The sequence below is a fragment of the Pseudomonas sp. GW821-FHT03C07 genome (assembly GCF_059420925.1).
The window spans coordinates 101,534-127,938 of record NZ_JBWKUQ010000019.1 but is presented as its reverse complement, the minus strand read 5'-3'; the positions used below and the strand labels follow the sequence as shown (position 1 = coordinate 127,938).

General features: G+C 63.5%; 25 protein-coding genes and 1 pseudogene. 7 read left to right on the top strand and 19 right to left on the bottom strand.

Annotated features, from left to right (window positions below):
• Nucleotides 1-131: 131 nt before the first annotated feature.
• Nucleotides 132-773, bottom strand: coding sequence for an HD domain-containing protein (locus AC07VG_RS27415; protein WP_495004857.1), 642 nt, complete (start codon nucleotides 771-773; stop codon nucleotides 132-134).
• 366 nt (nucleotides 774-1,139) lie between these two features.
• Between AC07VG_RS27415 and AC07VG_RS27410 the strand changes: the two genes are divergently transcribed.
• Nucleotides 1,140-2,105, top strand: coding sequence for a GlxA family transcriptional regulator (locus AC07VG_RS27410; protein WP_495022237.1), 966 nt, complete (start codon nucleotides 1,140-1,142; stop codon nucleotides 2,103-2,105).
• Between the two features lie 150 nt (nucleotides 2,106-2,255).
• Here AC07VG_RS27410 and AC07VG_RS27405 read toward each other — a convergent pair whose 3' ends face one another.
• Nucleotides 2,256-2,597, bottom strand: a complete 342-nt coding sequence (locus AC07VG_RS27405) for a carboxymuconolactone decarboxylase family protein (RefSeq protein ID WP_495004859.1) — start codon at nucleotides 2,595-2,597, stop codon at nucleotides 2,256-2,258.
• A gap of 114 nt (nucleotides 2,598-2,711) precedes the next feature.
• Here AC07VG_RS27405 and AC07VG_RS27400 point away from each other — a divergent pair, with 114 nt between their 5' ends.
• Entirely contained in the window at nucleotides 2,712-3,620 is a 909-nt protein-coding gene (locus AC07VG_RS27400; protein ID WP_495004860.1) for a cupin domain-containing protein, read from the top strand.
• A gap of 121 nt (nucleotides 3,621-3,741) precedes the next feature.
• Here the strand turns inward: AC07VG_RS27400 and AC07VG_RS27395 are convergent, their stop codons facing one another.
• Nucleotides 3,742-6,108 carry a penicillin acylase family protein gene (locus AC07VG_RS27395; protein ID WP_495004861.1) on the bottom strand — a complete coding sequence of 789 codons (2,367 nt, stop codon included), beginning with the start codon at nucleotides 6,106-6,108 and terminating at the stop codon, nucleotides 3,742-3,744.
• Between the two features lie 263 nt (nucleotides 6,109-6,371).
• The gene (locus AC07VG_RS27390) at nucleotides 6,372-6,956 is read right to left on the bottom strand and encodes a DUF6436 domain-containing protein (RefSeq protein ID WP_495003769.1); all 585 of its coding nucleotides are present in this window, start codon (nucleotides 6,954-6,956) and stop codon (nucleotides 6,372-6,374) included.
• A gap of 111 nt (nucleotides 6,957-7,067) precedes the next feature.
• On the opposite strand from AC07VG_RS27390, the gene bipL reads away from it, so the two are divergent.
• Entirely contained in the window at nucleotides 7,068-8,012 is a 945-nt protein-coding gene (gene bipL / locus AC07VG_RS27385) for a phospholipase BipL (RefSeq protein WP_495022236.1), read from the top strand.
• A 14-nt stretch (nucleotides 8,013-8,026) separates the two neighbouring features.
• Nucleotides 8,027-8,455, top strand: coding sequence for an acyl-CoA thioesterase (locus AC07VG_RS27380; protein WP_495003767.1), 429 nt, complete (start codon nucleotides 8,027-8,029; stop codon nucleotides 8,453-8,455).
• On the opposite strand, the gene AC07VG_RS27375 is transcribed toward AC07VG_RS27380, so the two are convergent.
• The 11 genes and pseudogenes from AC07VG_RS27375 to AC07VG_RS27325 form a co-directional block, all read right to left on the bottom strand.
• Nucleotides 8,440-9,096 (bottom strand): response regulator, encoded by a 657-nt coding sequence (locus AC07VG_RS27375; RefSeq protein ID WP_495003766.1) that lies wholly within the window; start codon nucleotides 9,094-9,096, stop codon nucleotides 8,440-8,442. The two genes, AC07VG_RS27380 and AC07VG_RS27375, sit on opposite strands and share 16 nt — an antisense overlap.
• Before the next feature lie 286 nt (nucleotides 9,097-9,382).
• The gene (locus AC07VG_RS27370; RefSeq protein WP_495003765.1) at nucleotides 9,383-10,189 is read right to left on the bottom strand and encodes a CheR family methyltransferase; all 807 of its coding nucleotides are present in this window, start codon (nucleotides 10,187-10,189) and stop codon (nucleotides 9,383-9,385) included.
• 121 nt (nucleotides 10,190-10,310) lie between these two features.
• A complete protein-coding gene (locus AC07VG_RS27365; protein WP_248797993.1) occupies nucleotides 10,311-10,628 on the bottom strand; it encodes an STAS domain-containing protein in 318 nt (105 codons plus the stop codon).
• Between the two features lie 560 nt (nucleotides 10,629-11,188).
• Nucleotides 11,189-11,650, bottom strand: a complete 462-nt coding sequence (locus AC07VG_RS27360; protein WP_495003764.1) for a hypothetical protein — start codon at nucleotides 11,648-11,650, stop codon at nucleotides 11,189-11,191.
• Nucleotides 11,651-11,855: 205 nt separating this feature from the next.
• Complete coding sequence (locus AC07VG_RS27355) at nucleotides 11,856-12,938, bottom strand: NAD(P)/FAD-dependent oxidoreductase (RefSeq protein ID WP_495022235.1); 1,083 nt, start codon at nucleotides 12,936-12,938, stop codon at nucleotides 11,856-11,858.
• Nucleotides 12,939-14,963 (bottom strand): LodA/GoxA family CTQ-dependent oxidase, encoded by a 2,025-nt coding sequence (locus tag AC07VG_RS27350; RefSeq protein ID WP_495003762.1) that lies wholly within the window; start codon nucleotides 14,961-14,963, stop codon nucleotides 12,939-12,941. It abuts the gene before it with no gap.
• A 244-nt stretch (nucleotides 14,964-15,207) separates the two neighbouring features.
• Complete coding sequence (locus AC07VG_RS27345) at nucleotides 15,208-15,645, bottom strand: hypothetical protein (RefSeq protein WP_495022234.1); 438 nt, start codon at nucleotides 15,643-15,645, stop codon at nucleotides 15,208-15,210.
• A 59-nt stretch (nucleotides 15,646-15,704) separates the two neighbouring features.
• The gene (locus AC07VG_RS27340; protein WP_495022233.1) at nucleotides 15,705-16,052 is read right to left on the bottom strand and encodes a hypothetical protein; all 348 of its coding nucleotides are present in this window, start codon (nucleotides 16,050-16,052) and stop codon (nucleotides 15,705-15,707) included.
• Between the two features lie 341 nt (nucleotides 16,053-16,393).
• The gene (locus AC07VG_RS27335; RefSeq protein ID WP_495022232.1) at nucleotides 16,394-18,742 is read right to left on the bottom strand and encodes an FdhF/YdeP family oxidoreductase; all 2,349 of its coding nucleotides are present in this window, start codon (nucleotides 18,740-18,742) and stop codon (nucleotides 16,394-16,396) included.
• On the bottom strand, nucleotides 18,739-19,578 hold the full coding sequence (fdhD, locus tag AC07VG_RS27330) for a formate dehydrogenase accessory sulfurtransferase FdhD (protein WP_495003760.1): 840 nt from the start codon (nucleotides 19,576-19,578) through the stop codon (nucleotides 18,739-18,741). The genes AC07VG_RS27335 and fdhD overlap by 4 nt, the downstream gene beginning before the upstream one ends.
• 122 nt (nucleotides 19,579-19,700) lie before the next feature.
• Nucleotides 19,701-19,802: pseudogene (locus AC07VG_RS27325) on the bottom strand (LysR family transcriptional regulator); the annotation flags it as partial.
• Between the two features lie 136 nt (nucleotides 19,803-19,938).
• Between AC07VG_RS27325 and AC07VG_RS27320 the strand changes: the two are divergent.
• The gene (locus AC07VG_RS27320; RefSeq protein ID WP_495003759.1) at nucleotides 19,939-20,217 is read left to right on the top strand and encodes a LysM peptidoglycan-binding domain-containing protein; all 279 of its coding nucleotides are present in this window, start codon (nucleotides 19,939-19,941) and stop codon (nucleotides 20,215-20,217) included.
• Between the two features lie 163 nt (nucleotides 20,218-20,380).
• Here AC07VG_RS27320 and yrfG read toward each other — a convergent pair whose 3' ends face one another.
• Entirely contained in the window at nucleotides 20,381-21,046 is a 666-nt protein-coding gene (gene yrfG / locus AC07VG_RS27315) for a GMP/IMP nucleotidase (RefSeq protein WP_495022231.1), read from the bottom strand.
• Nucleotides 21,047-21,136: 90 nt separating this feature from the next.
• Between yrfG and nudE the strand changes: the two genes are divergently transcribed.
• Together nudE and cysQ are read left to right on the top strand one after the other, a co-directional pair.
• Entirely contained in the window at nucleotides 21,137-21,703 is a 567-nt protein-coding gene (nudE, locus tag AC07VG_RS27310) for an ADP compounds hydrolase NudE (RefSeq protein WP_495003757.1), read from the top strand.
• Nucleotides 21,700-22,545 carry a 3'(2'),5'-bisphosphate nucleotidase CysQ gene (gene cysQ, locus AC07VG_RS27305; RefSeq protein ID WP_495022230.1) on the top strand — a complete coding sequence of 282 codons (846 nt, stop codon included), beginning with the start codon at nucleotides 21,700-21,702 and terminating at the stop codon, nucleotides 22,543-22,545. The genes nudE and cysQ overlap by 4 nt, the downstream gene beginning before the upstream one ends.
• 170 nt (nucleotides 22,546-22,715) lie before the next feature.
• On the opposite strand, the gene AC07VG_RS27300 is transcribed toward cysQ, so the two are convergent.
• From AC07VG_RS27300 to AC07VG_RS27290, 3 genes are read right to left on the bottom strand one after another with little or no spacing between them, the layout of a single operon-like run.
• A complete protein-coding gene (locus tag AC07VG_RS27300; RefSeq protein ID WP_495022229.1) occupies nucleotides 22,716-23,171 on the bottom strand; it encodes a YiiD C-terminal domain-containing protein in 456 nt (151 codons plus the stop codon).
• A 22-nt stretch (nucleotides 23,172-23,193) separates the two neighbouring features.
• Entirely contained in the window at nucleotides 23,194-24,582 is a 1,389-nt protein-coding gene (locus tag AC07VG_RS27295) for a sigma-54-dependent transcriptional regulator (protein WP_495003754.1), read from the bottom strand.
• Nucleotides 24,579-26,393 carry a sensor histidine kinase gene (locus AC07VG_RS27290; protein WP_495022228.1) on the bottom strand — a complete coding sequence of 605 codons (1,815 nt, stop codon included), beginning with the start codon at nucleotides 26,391-26,393 and terminating at the stop codon, nucleotides 24,579-24,581. The genes AC07VG_RS27295 and AC07VG_RS27290 overlap by 4 nt, the downstream gene beginning before the upstream one ends.
• Nucleotides 26,394-26,405 lie beyond the last annotated feature (12 nt).

Here is a 26,405-nt window from a genome sequence, read left to right as displayed (position 1 = left end):
GTACACAAAAATCAGGTACGACTCAACCCCCCCTTGTGGGAGCGGAGCTTGCCCGCGAAGAGGCCCTCAAGATCGCCTACAGTTCCATGTGCTGGCCACGATCCTATTGGTTCCGCCTTGCCCCCATGCTTTTATTCAGCCCAAGGCGAACGCCGAATCACCTCGACAAAATTCATCGGCTTGAACGTCGCATCCTTGTCCTTCAGCACATCGGTCTTCACGTTGCCAAACGTCGTCAACGGCCGATGGCGCAGCCCCTCGGCGAACGCGCAGATGATGCACTCCTTGAACCCTTCCCCGCGTGGATGCGCATGTACCACCGCTTCGCGCTGGGCGCTTGGAAACGCCGCGTAGTCCATCCCCAACACATCCATTTCCACCCCGGCCGTGACCAGCGCTACCGTCGGCCGCAGATGTTGCGGTACTCCCGGCGTGGTGTGCAGGGCAATCGACAGCCAGACCTGCTCGATATCGTCATCCGACAGCCCATAAGGCTTCATGAATACCTTGGCCGCATTGGCACCGTCGACTTCGAAACGTTCGTCATCGCTGCGGTGACCTTCCACCAGGCCGAGGTCGTGGAACATTGCGCCGACGTACAGCAACTCCGGATCGTAGGCCAGTTGCTTGCGCTCGCCGCTCAGGGCACCGAACAGGAAGACCCGGCGCGAGTGGTGATAGAGCAGATCGCTTTCCACGTCGCGGATATATTCGGTGGTGGCCTTGGCCAGGGCGCTGTCGGGGATCTTGATGCCGGCAATGTTGTTGCTCATGTCGAGACTTCCTCAGGAGCGCGCGAATGGCGCCGATGGGTTCAGTCTGGCGTCGGGGGTGGGTGGCAACAATCGATACAAGGTGACGAATCCAGCCATTCGGGGTGGGTTCCGTGCCAGCGCGTGCGCGTGATAGAGGCGGCTGTCGCATCGACTGGAGGCTTGCGTTACCGTAAGGCCGACGCCTCATGCGGGCCGGTCCTGGAACCGCAATCCTGAAAACACCGCGTCCCCCTGTAATTGGAGCCGGCTTGCCGGCGATGAGGCCCTTGAGTCCGGCGGCGATCATTCGACCGCCATCGCCGGCAAGCCGGCTCCTACAAGGGATCGCGTTCAACCTTGTCGATTGGCAACGAGGCCCGCTCCATGACCCGAACCCTAGCCGTTGTGGTGTTCCCCGGCGTCCAGGCCCTGGATATCAGCGGACCCATGGACGTCTTTGCCGAAGCCAACAGCTTCCTGCCCCCCGACGCCCGGTACCGGCTGGAAGTGATCGGCGTCGAGCGTGGCTGGCTGGCTTGTTCCAATGGCCTGGCGATCCAGGCGCATCGGCATTTCAGCGAGGCCGAGCAGCGTTACGACTTGCTGTTGTGCGCCGGCGGCCCGAGTTTGCCCGGGCTGGATTTCGGCGATGCCTTCCATGCCTGGCTGCGTGGGGCCTGCGCCCGTGCCGGGTGCTTCGGTTCGATCTGCAACGGCGCCTTCATGCTGGCCCGGGCTGGATTGCTCGATGGGCGCACGGTGACCACCCACTGGAGTGATTCGCCAGCACTGGCGGCGTTGTGCCCAGGGACGCGGGTCGAGGCCGATCGCTTGTATGTGCAGGACGACCGGCTGTTCACCTCGGCGGGGGTGACGGCGGGGATCGATTTGTCGTTGTACCTGCTGTCACGGGATCACGGTGCGCAGGTGGCGTTGAAGGTCGCCAAGCGGCTGGTGGTGTTCACCCAGCGTTCCGGTGGGCAGTCGCAGTTCAGTCCGTACCTGGCGCCCCATGCCGAGGCCTCGTCGCCCGTGGCCCAGGTGCAGGCGTATGTGTTGGCGCACCTGACCGGGGACTTGAGCATTGCCGAGTTGGCGCGGGCGGCGAATATGAGTGCGCGGAACTTCTCCCGGGTATTTGCCCGCGAGACCCAGGTGACGCCGGCGGAGTTTGTCGAGCGGGCGCGGGTGGATGCGGCGCGGGTGATGCTGGAAAGCGGCGGGGGGCCGTTGAAGACTGTGGCCTACGAGTGTGGTTTTCGTGATGCGCATCATATGCGCAGTGTGTTCCAGCGACGGCTGGGTGTGACGCCGCAACAGTTTCGACGGCATTTTGCGGGGTTGCTTTGAGCCACGTGCCGCCTGCAAGTAAGCCTTCGCGGGCAAGCTCCGCTCCCACAGGGGGTTCGAGTCGTACCTATTTTCTATGCACGGCACAAAACTTGTGGGAGCGGAGCTTGCCCGCGAAGAGGCCAGTCGCCGTTGCGCAAATCAACAGCCTCAGGACTTCAGGCTGTCGTAAGCCTCCAGCACATGCAGCGAGTAGATGTAGGCGGCACCGGCATTCAGCGAAATCGCCGTGGCCAGGGCGGCGGCAACTTCTTCGCGCGTCGCCCCGGCCTTGATCGCGGCGTCGGTATGCGCACCGATGCAACCGTCACAACGGGTGGTAATCGCCACGGCGATGGAAATCAGCTCACGGGTCTTGGCATCCAGCACATTGTTTTCCGCCGCGGCTTCCCCCAGCTTCATGTACGCCTGGACCATCTTCGGATTGGATTTGCCCAAGGCGCCAAAGGCATTCTTGAGGGTGGGCAACAGTTCGGACCAATTGAGAAACATGATGGTAACTCCTGAAAGGGTAAGGGTAGAGTGGCTTGGCAGCGAGCTCAGTCTCCTCTGTCAGGTGTAGCCACTTTTGTTCAATGCACTCAAGGTTTTGTCCGAAATGCGCAAATGAATTCGATCGATAAACTCATCAGCCTTGCCGGGGTCCGCGGCTGCCTCGACCTGCGTTGCCAGTTGCAGGGCGACTGGGCCATGGAGCATGCGCAGGAGAGCGTCGGGGTAGCGCCTTATCACCTGGTGCTGTCCGGCGATTGCCTGGCGGAGTTGCCGGACGGCTGCTCCTTGCGCCTGCGCGCCGGCGATATCCTGGTGCTGCCCGGTGGCGGCAGTCACCTGTTGCGCAGTCAGGGGCAGCGGGTGGCGCCAATGGCGACGCGCATTAGCCGGGGCGCCTTGCTGCCGCTGCATCGGCTCGGCGGCGAAGAGGCGGAGCTGGATATTCTCTGTGGTCGTTTTCATTATCAGCGCGAGTCGATGTTGTTCAGCGCGCTGCCGGAGTATTTGCTGATTTCCAGTCGCGAGCTGCAGGCCAACGGTCAGTTGGCGGCGCTGGTCAGTCTGCTGCGGGTGGAGGCCGATGGCGATCAGGCTGGGGCGCGATTTCTGGTGGATGCGCTGTCGTCGGCGTTGTTCACGTTGATCCTGCGGGCCTATCTGCAACAGCAGGCGCCCGCCAGCGGAACCCTGGCGTTACTGGCCGACAAACGTCTGAGCCGGGCCTGGCAGGCGATGCTCGACGAGCCCGCCCATGAATGGACCATCGAGGCCCTGGCGGCGTTGGCGAACATGTCGCGGGCGACCTTCATGCGCGCGTTCGCCGCGGTGGCCGGGGCGTCGCCCTGGGTGCTGCTGACACGGGTGCGGATGGAGCTGGCGTATGGTTTGCTAAGCCATTCGCACCTGGGCCTGAGCGATATCGCCGTCCAGGTTGGATATCAGTCCCAGGCGGCCTTCAGCAAGAAATTCAAGGCGATCTATGGCGAGGCGCCCGGGCGCCTTCGCCGGGCGAAGGGCTAGAGCACATATCCCTTGTAGGAGCCGGCTTGCCGGCGATGGGGCCCGTGAGCCTTGCATCGCCTGAACGACCGCCATCGCCGGCAAGCCGGCTCCCACAATGACCGCGTTGAATGCAGTGGTTTTACCGGGCCGGCAGCAGCTTCAGGACACTGCGGGTATTGGCCGACACTTCCACCTCATCCAACCGCACCTGCTCATACCCGCCTTCGATATAGGTCTCGGCCTGGTCGTCGTAATACTTGTCGAACAACACGCCGCTTTGCCCTACCGGGTTGATGGTCAGGCTGTGCTCCGGGTCGGCGAAGTCGATGAGACGGCGGGTCGAAGGCCCGTTGCTCACCGCCCAGGGCGCCGGGCCGATCTTCGCCGACAGGTTGTTCGGCACTTCATGGCTGCCCGGTGCATCGAACGGTCCGACATTGAACAACCGGTCCAGTGGCTTCTGCCGGCCCAACGGATGCTCATGGGTCAGGGTATGGGCCTGGCCCCAGACCCAGCCGGTCGGATCATTGCCATAGAGCCCCTTGAGGTGGGCGATGCTCGCTTGCCAGGCGGCTTTCACCGTCTCGGCGCGGCCCTTGCCCCACCACGGCGAATGCTCGTCGGCCGCCAGGCGCGGCAGGGCGGCGTCGATCACGCGGGTGTTCAGCAACGCATTGAAATAGTCATCGCCCAGCTTGTCGTGCATCGCGCTATAGGTCAGGTCATAGAGGAACTGATTGAACAGCGTGGCGCTGCTGGAACTCATCGGGTAGTCACCCTTCCACTGCGCCAACTGCTCCACCAGCTTCAGCTCAGCCGGGTCTTTCACCACTTCGCGCAGCACCGGCAGCAGCGGCTTGAGCAGGCGTGGGCCGTAGTCGGTGGTCGTGCCCAGTTGCAGTTTCTGGCTGTTTTCCAGGCTCCAGCGCACGCTGCTGTCGCTCAGTTGCCGGTTCAGTTGCTGGCCGCGATCGGGCAGGTTGTAGTAACCGGGAATCTCCATGCCGGTGGGTGATACCGGCTGGGCGTTGGCCGAGACGATATAGCCGCGCGCCGGGTTCTCTTCCTGGGGGTTGGCGCTGAACGGGTAGTAGCCGTCCTTGTCGGCATCGGTGGTGCTACCGTCGAGGATAAAGGCCGGGTTGACCCCGGGCTGGCGCTTGGGCAGCAGCGCCGCTGCCCACCAGCCGATATCGCCCTTGGCATTGGCCCAGACCACGTTGAGACCCGGGGCCTGGATCTTCGACGAGGCCGTGCGGGCTTTCTCCAGGGTGTCGGCGCGGTTGAGCTCGTAGAAGGCGTCGAGGATCGGGTCCGGGGTCTCGAGAAAGGCCCACCACATCGCCACTGGCTTGGTTGCGCCATTGCTGCCCAGGGCGTCATTGACGATCGGGCCGTGGGGCGAGCGGCGCAGGGTGACGGTGACCGGTGCCTCGCCCTTGACGGCGATCTGCTGTTGGCTGCTGGTCATCTCGACCCACTGGCCGTGGTACCAGACCTGGTTGGGGTTGTCCGGGTTGGTCTGCTCGGCGATCAGATCGAGGTCGTCGTTCTGGAACATGGTCAGGCTCCAGCCGAACGCCTGGTTGTTACCCAGGAACGCGAATGGCACCAGCGCCTGGTGATAGCCATACAGCTCGTAGTTCGGCGCCGAGAGGTGCGCCTCATACCAGACCGAAGGCGTCGAGAAATGGATATGCGGATCGCCCGCCAGCAGCGGCTTGCCACTCTTGGTCCGGCTGCCGGACACCGCCCAGGCATTGCTGCCTTCGAACTGCGGCAGGCCGGCGTGCTCCAGGGCCTGGTCGCTCAATCGGGCCAGGGCGCCGAGGCCCTTCCAGTCGGCATCGGCCAGGGGCGTCGGGGGGCCGAATGCGCCCTGGGGACGCCATTGCAGGTCGAAGACTTTCAGGTAGTCGGCGCCGAGCTTGTCGCGCACATAGGTCAGCAGCGGCTCGGTGCGGAAGGCGGCGGCGAAGCTGTAGGCCAGGTAGCCGGCGATGCTGATGGTGTCTGCGGCGGTGAACGGCCGCCTGTCGATGCCCAGGAGGTCGAACTCCACGGGTTTGGCGTGGCTCGCCTGATACTGGTTGATGCCGTCCAGGTAGGCTTGCAGGGCCTTCCAACTGGGGGACTGCTTGTCGAGCTCGGTGACGTACTGGTCGGCCCGCTCGCGGATACGCAGGCCGCGGAACAGTTTGTCGGTGTCCACCAGCTTGGGCCCGAGCACCTCGGCCAGCTCGCCACGGGCCAGGCGACGCATGATTTCCATCTGGAACAGCCGGTCCTGGGCCTGCACGTAACCCAGGGCGCGGTACAGGTCGGCTTCGTTTTCGGCACGGATATGCGGCACGCCACGGTCGTCGTAGCGCACCGTGACCGGCCCTTGCAGGTTCTGCAGCGTGACCTGGCCCTGGCGCATCGGCTGCTTGCTCTGGACGTACCAAAGGCCACCCCCGGCAATGGCGACGATCAGGACGGCGAGAACGGTCAGGCTGCGTTTCATGCATGAATCCTTGTGGCTACCGGGACTGGGCCGGGGAGGTTTAGCACAGGAGCGTATGGGGGTGCATCGGCCGAATGGGCGATTACTGTAAAAAGTCTGGTTCGCCATAGGGGGCTGCGATTTTTTGGCGCAGAACGCATGACTAATGTGGGAGCGGAGCTTGCCCGCGAAGCTTTTAGCGGTCTCACGGTCCTCTTCGCGGGCAAGCTCCGCTCCCACAGACGGTGCAAGGCGCAAGGGCCTCATCGCCAGTAAGCCGGTTCCTACCGATCGTGTTCGGGCGGCGGCCACGGGCAATAACAGCCCACCGCCATGTTGTGGGTGGCATTCACCGCGCGCCCGTCACTCAACGCTTGAAGGATCGGTTCGATAAAGCTGTTGCTGGAATTGCAGGTGGCGCCCTGGCTATAGGGGCCAAAGTAAGCCAGCTTGCCGGCGCGGTCCCAGATCGCCACCGCCGGGCTGACCGTCAGCTGCTCGGCCCCTGGCAAGCCAGGCAGCGCCTTGATCGCACTCAAGGTGGCCGGCAACTGGCCGTGAGTCCCGGGCTTTTGCACCGAGTAGAACTGTACGCCCAGCGGCGCGAACCGCTCGATCAACTCCCCCAGGTGCTGTTGGTTGCCGACATTGCAGGGGCAGGCCGGGTCCCAGAAGTGCACCAGGCGGATCGGTCCCGGCCCGGCCAGTTCCGCTGGCAGGCTCAGGCTGTCGCCGGCGAACAGCGCGGTCTGCTCGCTGAAGGCGCGGATATAACGGCCCTGGAACCAGTCATAGGCGAACCCTAGCGCCGTCGCGCAAACCACGGCGAGCAGGCCGGCGAATAATGTCTTGTGACGCATCTGGGGCATGGTGATTCGGTCCTCGAAGGTCGCGTAGCTTGCCATGCCTGCCCTGACAGATGAATATCGCAGGTCTGTAAAACGCCGTTGGCGTTGCCGTGCCTTTTACCTGGAAAGCCTATGTCCGCCACCTTTGCCGCCGATTCCCTGCGTTCCAGCCTGCGACCCTTGGCCGCGGCGCAGCCGTTGTCGGAAGAGGCACGGGCCTATCAGCGCTTCTATGGCCTCGACCTGCCCCAGCGCAGTCCACCTGTCGTCAGTCGCTTGGGCCGCTTCAGCAGCGGCGCTTTCGAGCTGGTGAGTCAGCTCTGGCTGCCGGCCAAACCCGTGGCGACGTTGTTCCTGTTCCACGGTTTCTACGATCACATGGGCCTGTTCCGCCATGTTGTGGACTGGGCGCTGGACCAGGGCTTCGCGGTGCTTGCCTGCGACTTGCCGGGTCACGGCCTGTCCAGCGGCGAACGGGCCAGCATCGACGACTTCGCCCGGTATCAGCAGGCCTTGCAAGACCTGTTCAGCGAGGCTCGCGCCCTCGACCTGCCGCAACCCTGGCACCTGTTCGGCCAGAGCACTGGCGGTGCGATTATCATCGACCACCTGCTCAAACACGGCAGCGGCAGCCCGGCCCAGGGCCAGGTGATCCTGCTCTCGCCGCTGATACGGCCACGGGCCTGGGGCTGGTCGAAGTTCAGTTATTACCTGCTCAAGCCTTTCGTCAAAGGCATTGCCCGACGTTTCAGCGAGAACACCAACGACCCGGCGTTCATGCCGTTCCTCCAGGCCGATCCCTTGCAACCGCAGCGCCTGCCGACCGCCTGGGTTGGTGCCCTGGCCCGCTGGATCCCCGGTATCGAGTCCGCGGCGAAAAGCCCGCGCCGACCACTGATCGTGCAAGGCGAGGCCGACATGACCGTCGACTGGCGGCATAACCTCACGGTGCTGCGAGGCAAGTTCGACCGCCCCGAGGTGTTGATGCTGCCCGACGCCCGGCACCACCTGGCCAATGAAATCCCGGCCTATCGCGAACACTACTTGCGCTTTCTCAGCGAGCACCTGCAGCCATGACCCAAGAGCCCGCCATGACCGACCGCCTGCCGCAACGCGCCGACTACCGCCACTTCCAGCCGATCATCACGCGTTGGCACGACAACGATGTCTACGGCCATGTGAACAATGTCACCTACTACAGTTTTTTCGACACGGCGGTGAACACCTACCTGATCGAACAGGGTGGCCTGGATATCCATGACGGCGAAGTCGTTGGTTTCGTGGTCAGTTCGGCCTGCGACTATTTCGCCTCGATCGCCTTCCCCGAGCGCATCGAAATCGGCCTGCGGGTCGGCAAGCTGGGCAACAGTTCGGTGCAATACGAACTGGCGGTGTTCAAGGCCGGTGAGGATGATGCCAGCGCGGCCGGGCGCTTTGTCCACGTGTTCGTCGAACGCGCGACGAACCAGCCGGTGAGCATCCCCGCGGCCTTGCGCGAGGCGCTTCAGTCGTTGAGCTGAATGATCCCTTCGCGCACCGCGAACAGCACCAGCCCGGCAATATCGTGAATCCGCAGCCGGTGCATGATCTGCGAGCGGTGCGCCTCCACGGTCTTGACGCTCAGGCCGAGCCCGACCGCGATGGAGCGGGTGGTCTCGCCCCGGGCGATCAGCCTGAGGATTTCCAGTTGCCGCGCCGTCAGCGCGACCTGGTTGGCGCGGATCGGCTGGCTATGGGCCTGGCGTACGGCCTGGTCGACCACCAGCGGCACCACGGCCGAGGACAGGTACTGGCCGCCGTGGCGCAAGGCCTTGAGCGCCAGCTCCAGCTCCAGCACCGTGGCGTTTTTCAGCAGATAGCCGTGGGCCCCCAGTTGCAGGCACTTCATCACGAAGTGGCTGTCGGTGTGCATCGACAGCATCAGCACCTTGCTGCGTGGCGCGCGCAGCGACAGCTCCTTGAGCGCCGCCACGCTGTTCATTCGCTCCATGGACATGTCCAACAACACGATGTCCGGCTTGAGCCGCGAGGCCAGTTCGATCGCCGCCTGGCCATCGCCCGCTTCGCCGACAATTTCGTACTCTTGTTGTTTTTCCAGCAGTGCCTTCATACCCGCGCGAAACAGCGGGTAATCGTCGGCAAGCAGTATTCGACAAAGCATAAGCTCAAGCCCAATGACGCAAAGGGAAGGGCGCAGCCGCCTGGGCGGGCTGCGATGGTTTATGTCGGGTTCAAGGGCCGGATGCCTTGTGTCTGGCCACTGAACGCCACAACACGTCCACCGAAGGCTTGTGCCGGTTGACCGGCGGGCCGTCGAGTACCTTTCCAGCATGTGTTGAACAACGACAATCTCCAGGCCGTCAGGTGATAACTGCCGAGCCGGATGGTCACACGGCCTTTGTGCCGAGCGAAGAAGTCGTCGCTGGGGCGCAGACACAGCGGCGGCTTCATAGGCGTTCGTAGACCGCGGGGTTGAGCAGCCGCACGGGCAGGTCGAAGCCATGGATGCTTTCCGCATGACCGATGAACAGCAGCCCGCCGGGACGCAATTGATTGACCAGGCGTTGCACGGTGCGCCGTTTTTCGTCGTTGTTGAAATAAATCAGGACATTGCGCAGGAAGATCACGTCGAACAACCCCAGGTCATCGGGCAGCGGCTGGACGAGGTTGATCTCCCGTAGGCTGACCCGTTCGCGCAGCGCGGCCTGGACCTGGAAGCGCGCGTTCATCTCGCCGCTGAGGCAATGGCGGTGTAGCCAGCCTTGGGGAAAGTACTTGGCCTGGGCCATGTCGTAGCTAGCGTCGCGGGCCTTCTCCAGCATGCACAGGCTTAGGTCGCTGGCGAGGACCGACCAATCGCCGCTGCGCATATGCTCCTGGGCGACCATGGCCAGGCTGTAGGGTTCTTCGCCGGAAGAACAGGCCGCGCTCCAGAGTTTCAGCGGACCTTTCCGACCGGCCAGCCACTCGCCGAGATAGTCGAAGTGCGGATGCTCACGGAAGAAATAGGTTTCTTGGGTGGTCAGCAGATCCACCACCAGCCGCTGCTCCTTGAGGTTCATCTGCTGGTCGAGCAGGTGCAGGTAGTCGGCGTAGCTGTCGAGCCGGTAATGGCGCAGGCGCGTCATCAGGCGCCCGGCCACCAGCGGCTTTTTGTTCGGCGCCAGGACGATACCCGAGGCGTCGGCCATAAGCTTTTGCAAGCGGCGGAATTCGCTGTCGTTGAGGGGGGGCTGTGTGAGCTCGCTGGACATCTCAGCGGCCCTGGGATTCGAACAGCGTGGCGGGCAACGGCGCCTGGTGCGCTTCGTTGGCGCCCAGCACACTGAGAAAGCCCGGCAGGAGCAGATTCCATTGTTCGCCACTGAGCATCGATCAGTCCTCGTTCGGGGCGGCGGGGTACAGCGATTCCAGGTTCAGCAGGGACAGCAGTTCATGCACCCTGGGCGAGACCCGCGACACGGTGGTCGGCTGGTCGATGGACGACAGCGCCCGTTGGATCGCCAGGAGCAGTTGCGCACCGGCGCTGTCCAGTTGGTTCAGGTCGCCCAGGTCCAGTTGCCAGGGGCCCGCCGGCAGCGGTAGTAGGCTGAGCAGTTGGTCGCGTGCCCTGCTGACCTCATACAGGGTCAAGTCGCCGGTCACGTGCAGTTGCGCGAGGGTATCGTCCTTGGCGGGTGTCAGCGAGAACATGGCGTGGTCATCCCAACAGCAGTTCGAGCCGGTGCGCGAGGTCGCTCTCGTTGCTATCGGGCACTGGCGCAAGGGGCGGGACTGGTGCAACGATCGAACGCTGTGTGGCACGCGGGGCGAGGGGGGCCACCGTGACAATGACCAGACCTGCTTCAGTGAGAAGGGACTGATTGAAGAACAACCCGGCAGTACTTAACCCGATACCTGACCCGACTCCAAGATAGATCCGCATCTCCTGCTTCCATTGCATAGCTCAAGGTCGGCGGATCATATCGGTAGCATATTGATATCAATATCGGGATAACCCTTAATCCGAAGGGTAGCAGGCCCGTTTTTTGGGGGTGTACACGGGTTTTGAAATTGACTGCCCCGCTAGGTATTTGAACCCTCATTCAACAATTACGCTGCCTGCTGGGGGAGTGGTACAAGGGCTCTAATTGGCGGCGTCTAGGAATTAGGCTTAAGGTCAGGTAACAGAAAAGATGTAATGCTTTGTAACTCGTTTCGAACGACGGCTTAGGTGACTTCCTTACAACGCCGTCGTCCCTTGCGACGTACGGTCAGTCTTCCCAATGCCGACGATGCTTGTGATGGCCATAACCGTGGCCGCGATGTTCGCGATATTCCCGGCGGTCGCCACGGTAATGGCGGCCGCCGCCATCACTGGAGTTACCCATGTAGTTGCCCAGCGCGCCGCCCGCGCCACCGCCAGCCGCCGCGCCGAGCAGGGCACCGTTGGTACCGCCCATGTTGCGCCCGACGACGTTGCCGCCGGCTGCGCCCAGGGCGCCACCGATGGCGGCTTCGCCACGGCTGTGTCTATTCGCGCCGACCGCGCTGCCGCCCGCGCCGCCGAGGGCGGCACCGATGGTCGAGCCGGTGTTGCCGCCCAGCGACTGACCGACGGCCGAACCGAGTACCCCGCCCAATGCGCCACCGATACCGGCTTCGGCGGTACCACCGGCTGAGGCGAAGCCACTGGCCAGGCTCAGAGACAACAAAAGAATCGACGAGAACTTCATGTGAGAAGAGCCTCCAAGGGATGACGGCGCGATCCTGAGGCTTATGTACGAATAGTTACAATGGAAATCCGACGAATAACACGGGTTGTATACAAAATCATAACTTGCTGTTTTTATTGGGGAACTTAGTTGATTTAAGGCGGTCGTACGTCGCTTGAACCCAGCTGTTTTGCGCACCCGCGCTGCTGAAAGCGTTTTTCCGGGCCTAGCGGCGGCTCCAGAAAATCGATTCCCCCCAGCGTTTTTCCATCCCATAGAACTGCTGCCGGTTGTCCAGGTAAGCGGCATAGATCCGTGCCAGCAGATCGGCATAGCCTGGTAATGCCTGCACGTCGCCTTGTAGCGCGGCATGTACCGCCTGGGCACAGTGTTGGCCGCAGTAAAGGGCGGTGGCGATGCCTTGCGAGGACAGCGGATCGAAGGACAGGGCCGCATCGCCGACAGCCGCCCAGCGTGCGCCATGGAACAGCGAAAGCCGCCCGCTGCTGGCGTCCATGCCATGGACCGAGGTGCCGGGGCGGTAACCGTGCGCTTGGCACAATCCCCACAGCAGGCGCGTCTGCGCCAGCTGCCGCCAGAGACCTTCGCTGTTCAGCAGTTGTTGGCGATCCAGCAGGTCGAGATCGCTGAGGTAGGACACCAAGCGTTCCCCCGACGGCAGCAGCACGCTGTACCACCAGCCGTGCTCGACCGCCTCGACCAGGGTTCGACCGTCCTGGTCGGTGCCTTGTGGGCTGTGCAGCAACAGGTAGAACGCCACCAGCCGATCATCCGTCAGGCGCTGCGCACCCTGCTGGCGTGCAAACACGGCCGGGCGGCCGCCAGCGTCGATCAGCCAGCGGCTGTGGGCCAGCTGTTCGTGGCCGTCGCGGGACAGTAACAGGTGGAAACCGTCTTCAGCGGCCGTCTGGCTCAATCGCGTGGAGGCGTGAACCGAGACCCCGACCTGTCGCGCCGCCGTGCGCAGTTGGCTGTCGAAAGCGGCACGGTCCAGTTGATAGCCCTGGCCGTGGGTGTGAAAAATGAAGTCGTCTGTCTGCGGCTCGTTCGAGCCCCACACGGAGACATTGCCGTAGCTGGTGCGATGCCCGGCGCCGAGAAAGCCGTCGAGCACCCCCAGGTCACTGAGCAGCGAGCGTGCCGAAGGCGGAAAACCTTCGCCCACCCGAAAGCGTCCGACGGGCGCCGAGTCGGCCAGCAGCACTCGCCAGCCCAGGCGACCCAGGGTAATGGCGGTCGCCGAGCCGGCCGGGCCGCCACCGATGATGGCGACGTCGTAGGACTCCATCTAGACCGGACGGTTTCCGGGTTTGACGGCGTGAGGTGCCTGCAACGCTTCTTCCGGGCTGCTGAAGTTGGCGCCTTTGGGTGGGCGTGGGCCCGCGCTCGGCGGACTGCCCGCCGCGGCAAAATCAGCGGCCAACTGTGGACTGGCAAAGGTTTGAGCCTGGGGAATGGCCGGGCCATAGCTGGCGACCATCATGCTGTCCGGGTACTGCGGGTTGCCGGGTACACCCTGGCGCACTTCCAGCAGGCCCATGGAGCCGAAGATATCGACCATGGTCTGCATCTGCACGGCGGTCGGGGTCTTTTTCGGATAGTTGATGTCCAGCGGTGCGTTCCAGTTGCTGCGCTCGGCAAAGGCATCGCGACGTTGCTCCGGCGCCACCGAGGGGTCGATGACCAGCTCGTAATCGGCATCGCTGAGGACTTGATTGGGTACGCGGGCCGGCCAGAAGGTCGAAGTGAACGGGTTGTAAGCCTGGTCGTAGCCGCCGCGGCAATACGCCGTGTCGGCCTGCCAGGGCAGACCCATCCAGCGGCTCAGGTCGCCGGGCGCTTGTCCGTACAGTGGCCCGCCGACGGCCAGCGCCTGGGGCTGGTCCAGGGTCGGTCCGTAGTCGGGTTGCGAGCTGTTCGCCGGACGTTGGCGAATACGCCAGGGCTTGGCGTACAGCGGCAGGTGGCGCATCGGCCAGGTCAGTTCGCAGCCAGGGTGGAAGGCATCGGCCAGGCAGAAGTCCAAGGCCGCGCGGTCGAGCATTGCCGGCTGCTCGGCCATGGGGACCGAGTCGAGGTGACCTGGCAGCGGCTCGCTGGTCCAGTCGGATTCAAAGGTGCCGGCCGCCCAACTGCTGAGGGTCAGGTACTGGGTCTGGGTAATCGCCGAATTCTGCCGTGGGCTCGGGTTAGGCACCGAGCTCATGGCATCGCCGTAGATCCACGGCCAGGGCAACACATTGCCATCGGTCGGATCGGGCAGGCGGAAGCTGTTGAGAATCTGCCGGCGGGTTTCGGCGAACAGGTCATAGTTGCCCGGCGCCGGCTTGCTCGCCAGTTGGGCGATAAAGACCGGGTCCTCGAAGTTGTAGCGGCCGTTGTGACCGAACTGGGTGGCGAAACCCTGGTTGACCCATTGCAGGCCCGACAGCCGTTGCAGGATCGGGTAGACGTCATGGCGGAACGACACTGAGGTATTCGGTGTCAGCCAGCCGGCCTGGATAAACAGGTCGTAGGTCAGGTCGTACAGCGTGCGCACGGCCTTGACCTGCGGTGCGTAGTTCGGCGGCGCGGTGACGACCCAGGCCGACTCCACCGGGATCGAGCGTCCGCCGATGCTGACCTGGGCGCTGACCGGGCCATCGGCGGTGTCATCGAACCAGCCGTCGGCGTTGATGAAGCTGTTGCCGTCGGCCGGGTTGAAGATCGGTGTGCCTTTGGGCGATGCCGAGATCCCGCGGCCACCGAGGAACAGCAGTCGGCCCTGGGCATCGGTGCGCAGTTCGCCGAGGTTGACCGGGGTCCCCTCGTAGTCTCCGTTGAATTCGACGCCGCTGTGGTTCGGCCCGCTGATGCTTTGCAGGCCGCCGTCGATGGTCAGGGCCGAGCGGGCCTTGGGGTCGGTGATTTTTGCATTGCGCAGGGGCAGCACCACAGTGGCGGCTTCGGGAATGTCCATCGCCAGTTGCCACTGATACCACTGCGCTTTGCTGTTGGCGACATGGGCCGACCAGACGATATCGGCGTTTTCCGCGGTTAGTTCAGCGACCACTTCTCCGGCCAGATTGTAGCCGTACAGCCGGAACTCGGCGGCCTGGCGCTTCAGCGCACCCTGGGCATCGCGGTAGAACCCCAGGGGTTCGGGGCGCGGAGAGGTGACCAGGGGGCCGACAAAGTATTCCGATTCGCTGTTGCCGACCCGCGCCACGCCGATGGCGGGGTGGATCGCGGCGCTGACGATGCGATTGTCTTTGCTGGGGGAGGAAGGGGTGTCGCCGTGGTAATGCGTGGTATGACCGGGCGTGATCGACATAAATGCTCTCCGCAATCCGTGCTAAAGAGGATGTTGCCCGACCGGCGGGCAGGATCCCTGGGCGGGTGCCGGACATCGCATTCGCATGAGTGGATGAGAAGCACCGCCCGCAGACTCTAGTAAAGGGCCAGCGGTTTGTCGAATGGCCTTTTGCTATGGTTCGGATGGCGATCCGAAGCCCTGGTTATAGAACGTTTCGCGGGGTGTCGTTCAGCTCGCCTTGGCCATGATCAGCCCGGTATGGCTAGCTATTCCGTCGAGGCGAGGGGCTAGGCGCTATGTCTTGCTGTGCAAGCCATAGGCGGCCGGCCTCGGTTGTTCGATAGGCCTGTTGCGGGTGATTGACCACTTCGGGATGCAGGTACTCCAGAAAACCTTCTTTGTCGCGCAGAGGGTTGATATGCCCAGTCTTCAGCGGCACCACCTGCCTGTGTAATTGGCTGGCCAGTTGTTCAGCGCTGTGTGGACGGATCGAGCAAAGCCAGAGGATTAACGGCCACAGCTTTTCCTTGCGCGCTTTGGTAGAGAGCGCCTTGATGGCGACCAGTAGTGCGGGTGGCAACTCACTCGTATTTGAGCTGAGGTCACTCGTATTTGGGTTGAGGTCACTCGTATTCGAGACTTTAGTGGTGCCGGGTGCGCCTACCGAGGTGGCCAGCTGTGTGTCGAAAAGCGCAAGCACTGGCAATTCGGCAAGTTGATAATAGGTCGCCGAGAGAATTTAGGCGTTTGGCAGCGGCATCAATTTAACGGGGAGTTGGTGTCCGGTCTGGTAGGGGCAAGTCCACGGATTTCCAGTCGGTTGCTGTAACGCACCACGAGTGTCGGTTGGTTGACCTGATAGTCCCTGTGCATGAGTGCATTCACAACGGCCTCGCGAATCACTTTCTGAGGTAGCAGAGGTTGATCGGAGCGTTGTGTTTCTCCCTCACGCAAACGAAAGTGTCGGGGCATATCATCAAGAATCGTGGCCTCCAGTCGCGCGATCAGCCGGATCAATGGTTCGCGGAAGTCCAGGGTGGTCGCAAAACGTTGCGCCGGGTCCTGTACCCACTGCACGCCCTGGATTCGTACGTAGTCCACACGCACGGCAGTAGATACCCGCCGCCCAAGCCAGGTTCGTTGGCGAACGCGCAGATGGTTTGCATGATTGAACTACCCACTCGCCCGGCACGTTTGGCTTCGATGCGCGGGTGTTCATCAAGTAGGAGAAGTTCAGCAAGAAGAGACTCGACCGATTGCATCAGCACGAGTTACCTCCGGCTTTTGCGCTTTAACAATCCTCGAATCATTCACCAACAGGTGCAAAAGGTGGATGCAGAAAGATCCCTTTTACTTGTCTGAGATTTCCTGGAAAGCCTCGGCTCGTTGCATCTACCTGAGGTTCTGCGCTTGCCAGGACGCTATTGCAGCGTCCTGGCATTCGTCGATCAGCCCGCCTTGGCCATGATCAGCCCTGTTTCGCTGGCCTGCTCCAAGACAATGGCGATGAACTTGGAGGTCGGGGTGTGGCTGTCGTCGCCGACACTTTCCAGCGGCACCAGCGGGTTCACTTCCGGGTAGTAGGCGGCGGCCTGCCCGGCGGGGATATCGAATGCCAGCAGGGTGAAGCCCTTGACCCGGCGCTCGCGGCCGTCTTCCCAGAGCGAGACGATATCGGCCTTCTGGCCCGGCTTGAAGCCCAGGCGGATGATGTCCGCTTCGTTGACGAACAACACGTCACGTTGGCCCTTGACCCCACGGTAGCGGTCATCGAGGCCGTAGATGGTGGTGTTGTACTGATCGTGGGAGCGCATCGATTGCATGATCAGATGCGGTACCTTGCCGGTGGCGTGGGTGCGCTCGTGGATCAGGTCGACCGGCAGGCTGTTCGAGCGGAAGTTCGCCCGGCCCGACGGGGTGTGCCAGCGACGCGTGCCAGCCGCGTTGCCCAGGTAGAAACCGCCCGGGTGCGCCAGACGCTGGTTGAAGTCCTTGAAGCCGGGAATGGTGTCGGCGATCAGGTCGCGAATGCGCCCGTAGTCGGCCACCAGCCAGTGCCAGTCCACCGGGGTGGCGCCCAGGGTCGCGGCGGCGATGCCGGCGATGATTGCCGGCTCCGAGCGCATCTGTTTCGACTGTGGCTGCAACTGGCCGTTGGAGGCGTGGACCATGCTGAACGAGTCTTCGACGGTGACGGCTTGCGCGCCCTCGCTCTGGATATCGATATCGGTGCGGCCCAGGCATGGCAGGATCAGCGCTTCCTTGCCGTGGGTCAGGTGGCTGCGGTTGAGCTTGGTGCTGATCTGCACGGTCAGGTCGCAGTTGCGCAGGGCTTCGAAGGTCCGCGGGCTGTCCGGGGTCGCCTGGGCGAAGTTGCCGCCCAGGCCGATAAACACCTTGGCCCGGCCATCCAGCATGGCATGGATGGCATCGACCACGTTATGGCCGCTGCTGCGCGGCACCTTGAAGTGGAAGCGCCGCTCCAGGGCATCGAGGAAGGCCGTTGGCGGACACTCGTTGATGCCCATGGTGCGGTCGCCCTGTACGTTGCTGTGGCCACGCACCGGGCACAGGCCGGCGCCCGGGCGGCCGACATTACCGCGCAGCAGCATCAGGTTGGCGATTTCCTGGATGGTCGCTACCGAGTGCCGATGCTGGGTGATGCCCATGGCCCAGCACATGATGACGTTCTTGCCTTTGGCGTACATCCGCGCCGCTTGCTCGATTTCCACCAGGGTCAGGCCCGATTGCGCAACGATCTGCTCCCAGGGCGTGTCGTCGATGGCGGCCAGGTAGTCGAGGACATTGACCGTGTGTTCGTTGAGGAAGTCATGGTCGAACACCGACGGCTCGCCCGCCGACTGGGCATCGCGCTCCCATTGCAGCAGGAACTTGGCCATGCCGCGCAGCAGCGCCATGTCGCCGCCCAGGGCCGGGCGGAAATAGGCGGTGTTGGTCGGCTTGTCGCCGTTGGTGAGCATTTCCAGCGGGTGCTGCGGGTGCTGGAAGCGTTCCAGGCCGCGCTCCTTGAGTGGGTTGATACAGATCACCTGGCCACCGCGTTTCACCGCTTCCCGCAGGGGTTCGAGCATTCGCGGGTGGTTGGTGCCGGGGTTCTGGCCCCAGACAAAAATCGCGTCGGCGTGTTCGAAGTCGTCAAAGGTCACGGTGCCCTTGCCGACCCCGACACTCTGGGCCAGGGCCACACCGCTGGCCTCGTGGCACATGTTCGAGCAATCGGGGAAGTTGTTGGTGCCGAAGGCCCGGACGAACAGTTGATACAGGTACGCCGCTTCGTTGCTGGCGCGGCCCGAGGTGTAGAACTCGGCCTGGTCGGGGCTGGTCAGATTCAGCAGGTGCTTGGCCACCATGGCGTAGGCGGCTTCCCAACTGATGGGCTTGTAGCGGTCGGTGAGCGGGTCGTAGCTCATCGGTTCGGTCAGGCGGCCCTGGTATTCCAGCCAGTAGTCGCTCTGTTCGAACAGCGAAGTGACGCTGTGCTTGGCAAAGAACGCCGCATCCACCCGCCGTTTGGTCGCTTCCCAGTTGACCGCCTTGGCGCCGTTTTCACAGAACTTGACCATGCCGCTTTCCGGCGAGTCGCCCCAGGCGCAGCCCGGGCAATCGAAGCCGCCATTCTGGTTGGTCTTGAGCATCATGCGCAGGTTCTTCAGCGCGTTGTCGCTGGTCAGCCAGGCCTGAGCGACGCTGATCAGCGCGCCCCAACCACCGGCCGCACCCTTGTAGGGTTTGTAGCGTGGGGTGGGGGTCTGCTCGGCTTGTTGATGATTGCTCACGCGGGTTTCTCCATCGCAGGGCTGTAGACCCGCGGCGCATTTTTTTGCGGCAGGTGGATGAGATTGAGGTTGTGCCGGCGTGCCCACTGCAGGGCCAGTCCGGTGGGCGACGACAGACTGACCAGGGTCTGGATACCGGCGCGCAGGACTTTCTGGATCAATTCGAGACTGCAGCGACTGGTAACAATTGCCAGGCCGCCAGCGGTCGGGATGTTTTGCCGAATCAGCGCGCCGATCAGTTTGTCCAGAGCGTTGTGGCGGCCGATGTCTTCACGGCCCAGCAGCAGTTCACCCTGGTCGTTCATGAACAACGCGGCGTGCACCGCCCCGGAATATTGCCCGAGGGGTTGGAAGGCGCTGATGCGTTGGCGCAGGCCGTCGAGCCAGGCGGCAGGCGGCAAGGGCGCGCCGGACAGCACTTCGAGCTCGGGCAGCGCCTGCTCCAGCGCTTCCACGCCGCACAGGCCGCAGCCGCTGGTGCCAGCCAGTTGCCGGCGTTGCTGCTTGAGGTTCCAGAATGCGCGACTGGCGATTTCCACCTGGGCGTACTGGGCCGAGCCGTCGCCGCTGAGTTTCAGGTCGTAGATTTCCGAGGCGTCGGCAATGATGCCGCTGCCGATGCTGAAACCGACGATAAAGTCTTCCAGGTCGGTGGGCGTGACCAGCATCACTGCCTGGTTGATGCCATTGTAGGCAATCGCCAGGGCGACTTCTTCGGCAAGCGCCGTCTCAGCGGTTTCGCTGCGTTCGAGGTCGCTGTACTGGTAACTCTGGCTGGCGGCGGGCGCGGCCGCCGAGACGGCAGGCAGCACGCAGACCGGGTCCTTGGGCTTCATGGGGGCAATACCGGCGCAATATCCAGTGTCAAGATTAGGCGCGACAAAGAGTCGCGTCTAATCGCTAGTACTGATCTGCCGATAGAGCGCGTCGATCAAGCCTTGTTCGATGATTGCTGGCAGAGGGCAAAACAGGCTTCCGCCAATGCCGAGCGCGGCGCCCCCTGGCCGAAGTGGCGGGTCTCGTCCAGGGCAATCAGGAATTTCAGCTGTTTGATGTCCATCGTCGCTCTGCGGGCTGTACAGCCGTGGATTCTAACGTGCCTGGACTATGCTTGTTGATTGGTGGATCGGAACCTTGCCGGACGTCACCGATCAGGTCTTTCGCGTCTTGGCGTTTACATCCAAGGAGAAAGAGCCATGAGCCTTTTTGATTCGCTGAAGAAGATATTGAATCCATCGGACGATAAGTCGCAGCCCGACAGCAGTGTCCAGGCACCGCCTGTGCAGGATCCGCTCGCCTCGGCGGCGCCGCTGTTCGATACCTATACGGTGCAGCCGGGCGATACGCTCAGCCGGATTGCCGAGCGAGAATTGCACGATGCCGGCAGGTGGCCGGAAATCGCCGAGGCCAACCACGCGACCCTGCCGGACCCGGACAAGATCTTTCCGGGGCAGCAGTTGAAAATCCCTCGTTAGCCTGCTGGGGCTGGGTTGAAATACCGTCGTTGTGGGAGCCGGCTTGCTGGCGATTACGGCCGTGAGGGCAATGCAATCATCAAGGGCCTCATCGCCGGCAAGCCGGCTCCTACAGGTTGCAACGGCAGTCGAAGGGTGGGCGGTCTTATTATCGAAAACGGCGTTATTCCAGGCCTTCGATCAAGGTCAGGTAATCATCTGCGGCTTCGAATTCCTCGGTGTCCTTGGGGCCCTTGTGGCTGTCCGGTTCGCTGACCGCCAGCAGATGCGCCACGCCGAAACGCCGGGCGCTGCGCAGGATCGGCAAGGTGTCGTCGATAAACAGGCTGCGCGCCGGGTCGAAGCCGATATCGGCCTGCAAGGCGTCCCAGAACTGCGGGGCTTCCTTGGCGAAGCCGTAGTCATGGGAACTGATCAGCCGTTCGAAATACGGCGCCAGCTCGATCCGCTCCAGCTTCAATGACAAGGAATCGCGGTGGGCGTTGGTAATCAGGATGACCCGCTTGCCGGCCTGACGGATGGCCGCGAGAAAGGTATCGGCACCCGGGCGCAGGGCGATCAGATGCGCCGTCTCCAGCTTCAACTCACGCACCGGCAGCTTAAGCTCGGCACTCCAGAAGTCCAGGCAGTACCACTTCAACTGGCCGGCATGGTCCTTGAACAACGGCGTCAGTTCCTGTTCGGCCAGCTCCCGGCTGACGCCATGCAGCTCGGCATAGCGCTGGGGCAGGTGCTCCATCCAGAAGTGATTATCGTAGTGCAGGTCCAGCAGGGTGCCGTCCATATCCAGCAGAACGGTGTCGATGTCGCGCCAGGGCAATGAGGGCATGGGAAACTTCTCGAACGGTAAAAAGATATCCGACACAGACAATCGGAAAAGCCACGGTATAGTAACCCGTTCACGCCCAGGAGCCGCCCCATGCGCCAGAAACCCACCGTCCTCGCCCGCGAGATTGTCGCCAGTAGCCGTTTGTTCCGTGTTGAAGAAGTGCAACTGCGCTTTTCCAATGGTGTTGAGCGGACCTATGAGCGTCTGGTCGGCCGGGGCGCCGGTTATGGGGCGGTGATGATCGTGGCGATGATCGATGCCGAGCAGGCCTTGCTGGTGGAGGAGTACTGCGGCGGTACCGACGAGTACGAGCTGTCCTTGCCCAAGGGCCTGATCGAACCCGGTGAAGACGTGCTGGCGGCGGCCGAGCGTGAGCTCAAGGAAGAAGCGGGCTATGGCGCGCGGCAGCTGGAACACCTGACCGAGCTGTCCCTGTCGCCCGGCTATATGAGCCAGAAGATCCAGGTGGTCCTGGCCACTGACCTGTATGAAGAGCGCCTGGAAGGCGATGAGCCGGAGCCGATGCGCGTCGAGCGCGTCAACCTGCGTGAATTGTCCGCCCTGGTGCAGAACCCGCAGTTCAGCGAGGGGCGTGCCCTGGCGGCGTTGTATCTGGTACGAGACCTGTTGACCCAGCGTGGAGTCTTTCAATCGTGAGTGAGTTTTTTTCCAATCTGCCGCACCCGTACCTGGCCCCGGTGATCGACCTGGCGCGCCGCGCCGGCGAGGTTATCCTGCCGTTCTGGCGGGCCAATGTGCAGGTCATGGACAAGGCCGATGCCTCGCCGGTGACCGCCGCCGATATCGCCGCCCATCACCTGATTCTCGATGGCTTGACGGCGCTGGACCCGAGCATCCCGGTGTTGTCCGAAGAGGACGCCGATATTGCCCAGGCGGTGCGCGCCGGCTGGCAGCGTTGGTGGCTGGTGGACCCGCTGGATGGGACCAAGGAATTTATCTCCGGTAGTGAAGAATTCACCGTGAACATTGCCTTGATCGAGCAGGGCCGGGTGGTGTTCGGCGTGGTGTCGATGCCGACCAATGGCCGCTGTTATTTCGGCGGCGCCGGCTTGGGCGCCTGGCGTGCGGACGCCGCCGCGGCGCCGTGGCCGATCCGGGTCCGTGACGTGCCGGCGGCGGGCGAAGCGTTTACCGTTGTCGCCAGTCGTCGGCATTCGAGCCCGGAGCAGGAGAAACTGTTGGCGGGGCTGAGTAGCCGCCTTGGTGAGCTGGCGTTGGCGAATATTGGCAGTTCGCTGAAGTTCTGCCTGTTGGCTGAAGGCGCGGCGGACTTCTATCCGCGCCTGGCGCCGACCTCGCAGTGGGATACGGCGGCGGCCCAGGGTGTGCTGGAAGGCGCGGGTGGCGAGGTGTTGGAACTGGGTGGCGAGCGCTTCAGCTATCCGCCGCGCGAATCGTTGCTCAATCCGTTTTTCCTGGCGCTGCCGGCCAATGCGCCGTGGCGCGCACAACTGCCGGACTTGTTGCGAACACCTTAGAGATTTTTTGGTGGCCTTTAGGGCCTCTTCGCGGGCAAGCTCCGCTCCCACAGGTTCTGAGTCGTGCGATCCTTCGTGTACGACGCAAAATCCAATGTGGGAGCGGAGCTTGCCCGCGAAGGCGGTGGGGCAGGCGTCGCAAGGTCAACGGGGCTGCCCCGTTCTTCCTGTCAGCGGTGCAGTACGTACTGCCCGCTGAAGTGCACTGCCGTGTCCTCGCTACCTTCATTCACCACCCGCGTCTCAAGGGTCAACCGCGCCCGGCCATAACGCTGGTAGGTCGCGAGGAATTTCTTCCAGACCTTCTCCTGCGGCGCATCGCAGATCGCCTGGGCATCCCCGGTCACCGGCAACGGATAACCGATCTGCCCCTCCTGGATCACGATATGCCCATCCACGATGCCAGCCTCGCGCAGACTCAGGTGCAACCAGCCCCAGCCGGCCAGCACCGCACCGCAATAGAGGCTGCCGCCGAACATGGTGCTCTTGTGGTTGACGTTGGGTGCCAGCGGCAGGTGCAAACGCAACTGCCCGGTCTGCCAGTCGAGGACCTTCAGTCTCATGTCACGGGTAAGCGGAATGTCGTGATGGAGGACGGATTCCAGGTAACGGCTGTCGCGGTTCATGCACTGACCTCTTGGCGGTGATTCATTCGAGTTCGTCGCTGGCGGCACTGCCGACGCTATCGAAGCTCAAACCGTGTTTGCGCAGCTTGTCGTGCAGGGTCTTGCGCGGAATACCCAGGGCTTCGGCCAGGCTGCGCAGCGAGCCGTGGGAGCGCGCCAGTTCAGCGGCGATCAGGGATTTCTCGAAGTGTTCCACTTGCTCGCTCAAGCTGCTGCCCGGGTGCCCGGCAATGCTCGTATCGAGATGCTCGGGGTTGTTGTCCAGAGCCAGCTCCAGGCCGAGGGCGAAGCGCTCCGCGGCATTTTGCAGCTCGCGGACATTGCCTGGCCAGGCATGCCGCAACAACAGGCCGCGTTGCGCCGGTTGCAGGGTATGGGGCGGCAGGCCATGGCGCGTGCTGGCTTCGTCGGCAAAGTGCTGGAACAGCATCAGGGCATCTTCACCGCGTTCGCGCAGCGGCGGAATCCGCAGCGGCGCGACGTTCAGGCGGTAATACAGGTCGGCACGGAAGCGCCCTTGGTCGGCCGCCTGGCGCAGGTCTTCCTTGGTGGCGGCGATGACGCGGATATCCAGCGGGATCTGCTGGTTGCCACCGAGGCGTTCGACCACCCGCTCCTGCAACAGCCGCAGCAGCTTGACCTGAACATCCAGGCTCATGCTTTCGATTTCGTCGAGGAACAGGGTGCCGCCGTTGGCGAACTCGAACTTGCCGATCCGGCGTTTCTGCGCCCCGGTAAAGGCCCCCGGCTCATGGCCGAACAGTTCGCTTTCCACCACCGACTCGGCCAAGGCCCCGGCATTGATCGCCACAAAGGGACCGTTGCGGCGGTTCGACAGGTCGTGCAGCGCCCGCGCCACGACTTCCTTGCCGGCACCGGTCTCACCGAGGATCAACACATCGGCACGGGTTGCCGCCAGGGCGCCGATCTGTTCGCGCAGGCGCCGCATCAGCGGCGAATGCCCGACCAGTCGCGCACTGAGTTCCTGGCGATCGCTCAGGGCCAGGCGCAGGCTGCGGTTGTCCAGCACCAGGCGGCGCAGGGACAGGGCCCGGCGCACGCTGTCGAGCAGCGCGTCACTGGCGAAGGGTTTCTCGAGGAAGTCATAGGCGCCGGCGCGCATGGCCTGCACGGCCAGAGGCACGTCACCGTGACCGGTGATCAGCAGCACCGGCAGTTCCGGGTCCTGGGCATGCAGTTCCTTGAGCAGGTCCAGGCCATCCATGCCCGGCATGCGGATGTCGCTGACAATCACGCCCGGCCAGTCACGCTCGATCTGCGCGGCCAGGCCCTGGGCCTCGGCCAGCGGCAGGATCTTCAGGCCGGCCAGGTCCAGGGTCTGGCTCAGGGCCTGGCGCAAGTGGGGATCGTCGTCGATCAGTACCACCTGGATCTGGTGGTCGATTTTCATACACTCGAGTCCTCGGGTGGTTGCAAGCTGACCCCCGGTGCGCCAGCGCGCATCCGCAGGGTGATCAAGGCACCGCCTTCACGGTGGTTGGCGAACAGCAGCTCGCCGCCGAAGGCGCGCATCAGCGAATCGCAGATCGCCAGGCCCAGGCCCAGGCCTTGGGTCCGCGTCTTGGTGGTGTAGAACGGCTCGCCGGCGCGGTCCAGGGCTTCCAGGCAGAAGCCCGGGCCATTGTCGCGAATCGTCAGGCTGACGCCCTGTTCGGAGGATTGCGCACTCAGCCAGAGCTTACGTGGCGGGCCTTTTTCGGTCAGGGCGTCGAGGGCGTTCGCCAGCAGGTTGCCGAGCACCTGGCGCAAACGGGTTTCGCCGGCCTGGACCCATAGGGTCGCCGCCGGCAGGTCGCGGATCAGTTCGACTTCCATGGCGCGCCGACGTTTGGCCAGCAGGGCCAGGGCATCGTCCAGGGCCGGTTGCAGGGCCACGCTTTCCGGGGCATGCCGGTCGCGGCGGGCGAAGGCGCGCAGATGGGCGATGATTGAGGCCATGCGCCCGGTCAGTTCGCTGATCAGCTTGAGGTTGCCACGGGCGTCGTCGGTGCGTTGGTGGTCGAGCAGCACTTCGGCGTTTTCCGCGTAGCTGCGGATCGCCGCCAGCGGTTGGTTGAGTTCGTGGCTGATGCTCGCTGACATGGTGCCCAGGGCCGAGAGCTTACCGGCCTGGACCAGGTCATCCTGGGCGCGCACCAGCCCCTGCTGGGCGTGTTCGCGCTCCAGCACTTCCTGCTTGAGGCGCCGGTTGAGGCCCTCCAGGTCACTGGTCCGCTCGGCGACGCGCATTTCCAGCTCGCGCCGGGCCTTGGCCTCAAAGGCGATCCGCTCCAGGTAATGGCGGCGCCGTTGCATCATCAGGCCGAGCAGCAGCATCAGCACCAGCAGGGTCGCGCCGCCGACCGCGACGACGGTCCGCACCGGGCGATCGACCAGGGTCCGGGGCGCGAGGATGCTGACGTTCCAGCCGGTTTCCTCGATCTGCTGCGTCTGCGTCAGCCAGGCGTCGGGATTGAGGTACAGGGGCTGGGGATTGCGGGTCGGATAGGGTTGCACGGCGGTGATCGCGTCGCGCTCCTGGTCGCTGAGCACGCGGGTCGAACGGAAGCGCCATTGCGCGTTCGAAGTGAGAATGACCACGCCGTTGTGGTCGGTCATCATCAACTGTTCCGGGGTCCTGCCCCAGAGGCTTTCGGTGCGGTCCAGATCGACCTTGACCACCAGCACGCCGATGATCTTTTGCCCATCATGCACGGCCGCGGCAAAGAAGTAGCCGCGCTTGCCCGAGGTGGTACCGAGGCCGAAGAAGCGCCCCAGGCGCCCGGCCATGGCTTCGGTGAAGTAGGGGCGGAAGGCGAAGTTGCGGTTGACGAAACTGTCGTGCTTGTCCCAGTTGGAGGCCGCCAGGGTCTTGCCATTGGTGTCCATCAGGTACATCACTTCGGCCCCGGTCTGGGCGCAGATGCTCTCCAGCAGGCTGTTGGCATTGCTCAGCCGCAGGCTTTGCTCCGGCTCTGCCAGGGCGTTACGCAGGGCCGGCAGGTCGCCGAGGATCTGCGGCAGGACCTCATAACGGTGCAGGGTGCCCAGCAGGTTGGCGACGTAGAGGTCAAGGGTCTGGCGATTCTGGCTGACCAGTTCGTTGCGGTAGTAGCGCTCGGCCAGGTGTTCCAGCGGCCACAACAGTGGCGCCAGGCACAGGAACAGCAGGGCGAGGCTGCGCCAACGGGGTCTGCGGGGAAGGGTGGGGCTCGTGGTCATGAAGAGAATGCG

Excerpts from the sequence above, each read along its gene's own strand:
- AC07VG_RS27415 (WP_495004857.1), bottom strand. The coding sequence starts at position 773 with ATGAGCAACAACATTGCCGGCATCAAGATCCCCGACAGCGCCCTGGCC.
- AC07VG_RS27410 (WP_495022237.1), top strand. The coding sequence starts at position 1,140 with ATGACCCGAACCCTAGCCGTTGTGGTGTTCCCCGGCGTCCAGGCCCTG.
- AC07VG_RS27405 (WP_495004859.1), bottom strand. The coding sequence starts at position 2,597 with ATGTTTCTCAATTGGTCCGAACTGTTGCCCACCCTCAAGAATGCCTTT.
- AC07VG_RS27400 (WP_495004860.1), top strand. The coding sequence starts at position 2,712 with ATGAATTCGATCGATAAACTCATCAGCCTTGCCGGGGTCCGCGGCTGC.
- AC07VG_RS27395 (WP_495004861.1), bottom strand. The coding sequence starts at position 6,108 with ATGAAACGCAGCCTGACCGTTCTCGCCGTCCTGATCGTCGCCATTGCC.
- AC07VG_RS27390 (WP_495003769.1), bottom strand. The coding sequence starts at position 6,956 with ATGCCCCAGATGCGTCACAAGACATTATTCGCCGGCCTGCTCGCCGTG.
- bipL (WP_495022236.1), top strand. The coding sequence starts at position 7,068 with ATGTCCGCCACCTTTGCCGCCGATTCCCTGCGTTCCAGCCTGCGACCC.
- AC07VG_RS27380 (WP_495003767.1), top strand. The coding sequence starts at position 8,027 with ATGACCGACCGCCTGCCGCAACGCGCCGACTACCGCCACTTCCAGCCG.
- AC07VG_RS27375 (WP_495003766.1), bottom strand. The coding sequence starts at position 9,096 with ATGCTTTGTCGAATACTGCTTGCCGACGATTACCCGCTGTTTCGCGCG.
- AC07VG_RS27370 (WP_495003765.1), bottom strand. The coding sequence starts at position 10,189 with ATGTCCAGCGAGCTCACACAGCCCCCCCTCAACGACAGCGAATTCCGC.
- AC07VG_RS27365 (WP_248797993.1), bottom strand. The coding sequence starts at position 10,628 with ATGTTCTCGCTGACACCCGCCAAGGACGATACCCTCGCGCAACTGCAC.
- AC07VG_RS27360 (WP_495003764.1), bottom strand. The coding sequence starts at position 11,650 with ATGAAGTTCTCGTCGATTCTTTTGTTGTCTCTGAGCCTGGCCAGTGGC.
- AC07VG_RS27355 (WP_495022235.1), bottom strand. The coding sequence starts at position 12,938 with ATGGAGTCCTACGACGTCGCCATCATCGGTGGCGGCCCGGCCGGCTCG.
- AC07VG_RS27350 (WP_495003762.1), bottom strand. The coding sequence starts at position 14,963 with ATGTCGATCACGCCCGGTCATACCACGCATTACCACGGCGACACCCCT.
- fdhD (WP_495003760.1), bottom strand. The coding sequence starts at position 19,578 with ATGAAGCCCAAGGACCCGGTCTGCGTGCTGCCTGCCGTCTCGGCGGCC.
- AC07VG_RS27320 (WP_495003759.1), top strand. The coding sequence starts at position 19,939 with ATGAGCCTTTTTGATTCGCTGAAGAAGATATTGAATCCATCGGACGAT.
- yrfG (WP_495022231.1), bottom strand. The coding sequence starts at position 21,046 with ATGCCCTCATTGCCCTGGCGCGACATCGACACCGTTCTGCTGGATATG.
- nudE (WP_495003757.1), top strand. The coding sequence starts at position 21,137 with ATGCGCCAGAAACCCACCGTCCTCGCCCGCGAGATTGTCGCCAGTAGC.
- AC07VG_RS27300 (WP_495022229.1), bottom strand. The coding sequence starts at position 23,171 with ATGAACCGCGACAGCCGTTACCTGGAATCCGTCCTCCATCACGACATT.
- AC07VG_RS27295 (WP_495003754.1), bottom strand. The coding sequence starts at position 24,582 with ATGAAAATCGACCACCAGATCCAGGTGGTACTGATCGACGACGATCCC.
- AC07VG_RS27290 (WP_495022228.1), bottom strand. The coding sequence starts at position 26,393 with ATGACCACGAGCCCCACCCTTCCCCGCAGACCCCGTTGGCGCAGCCTC.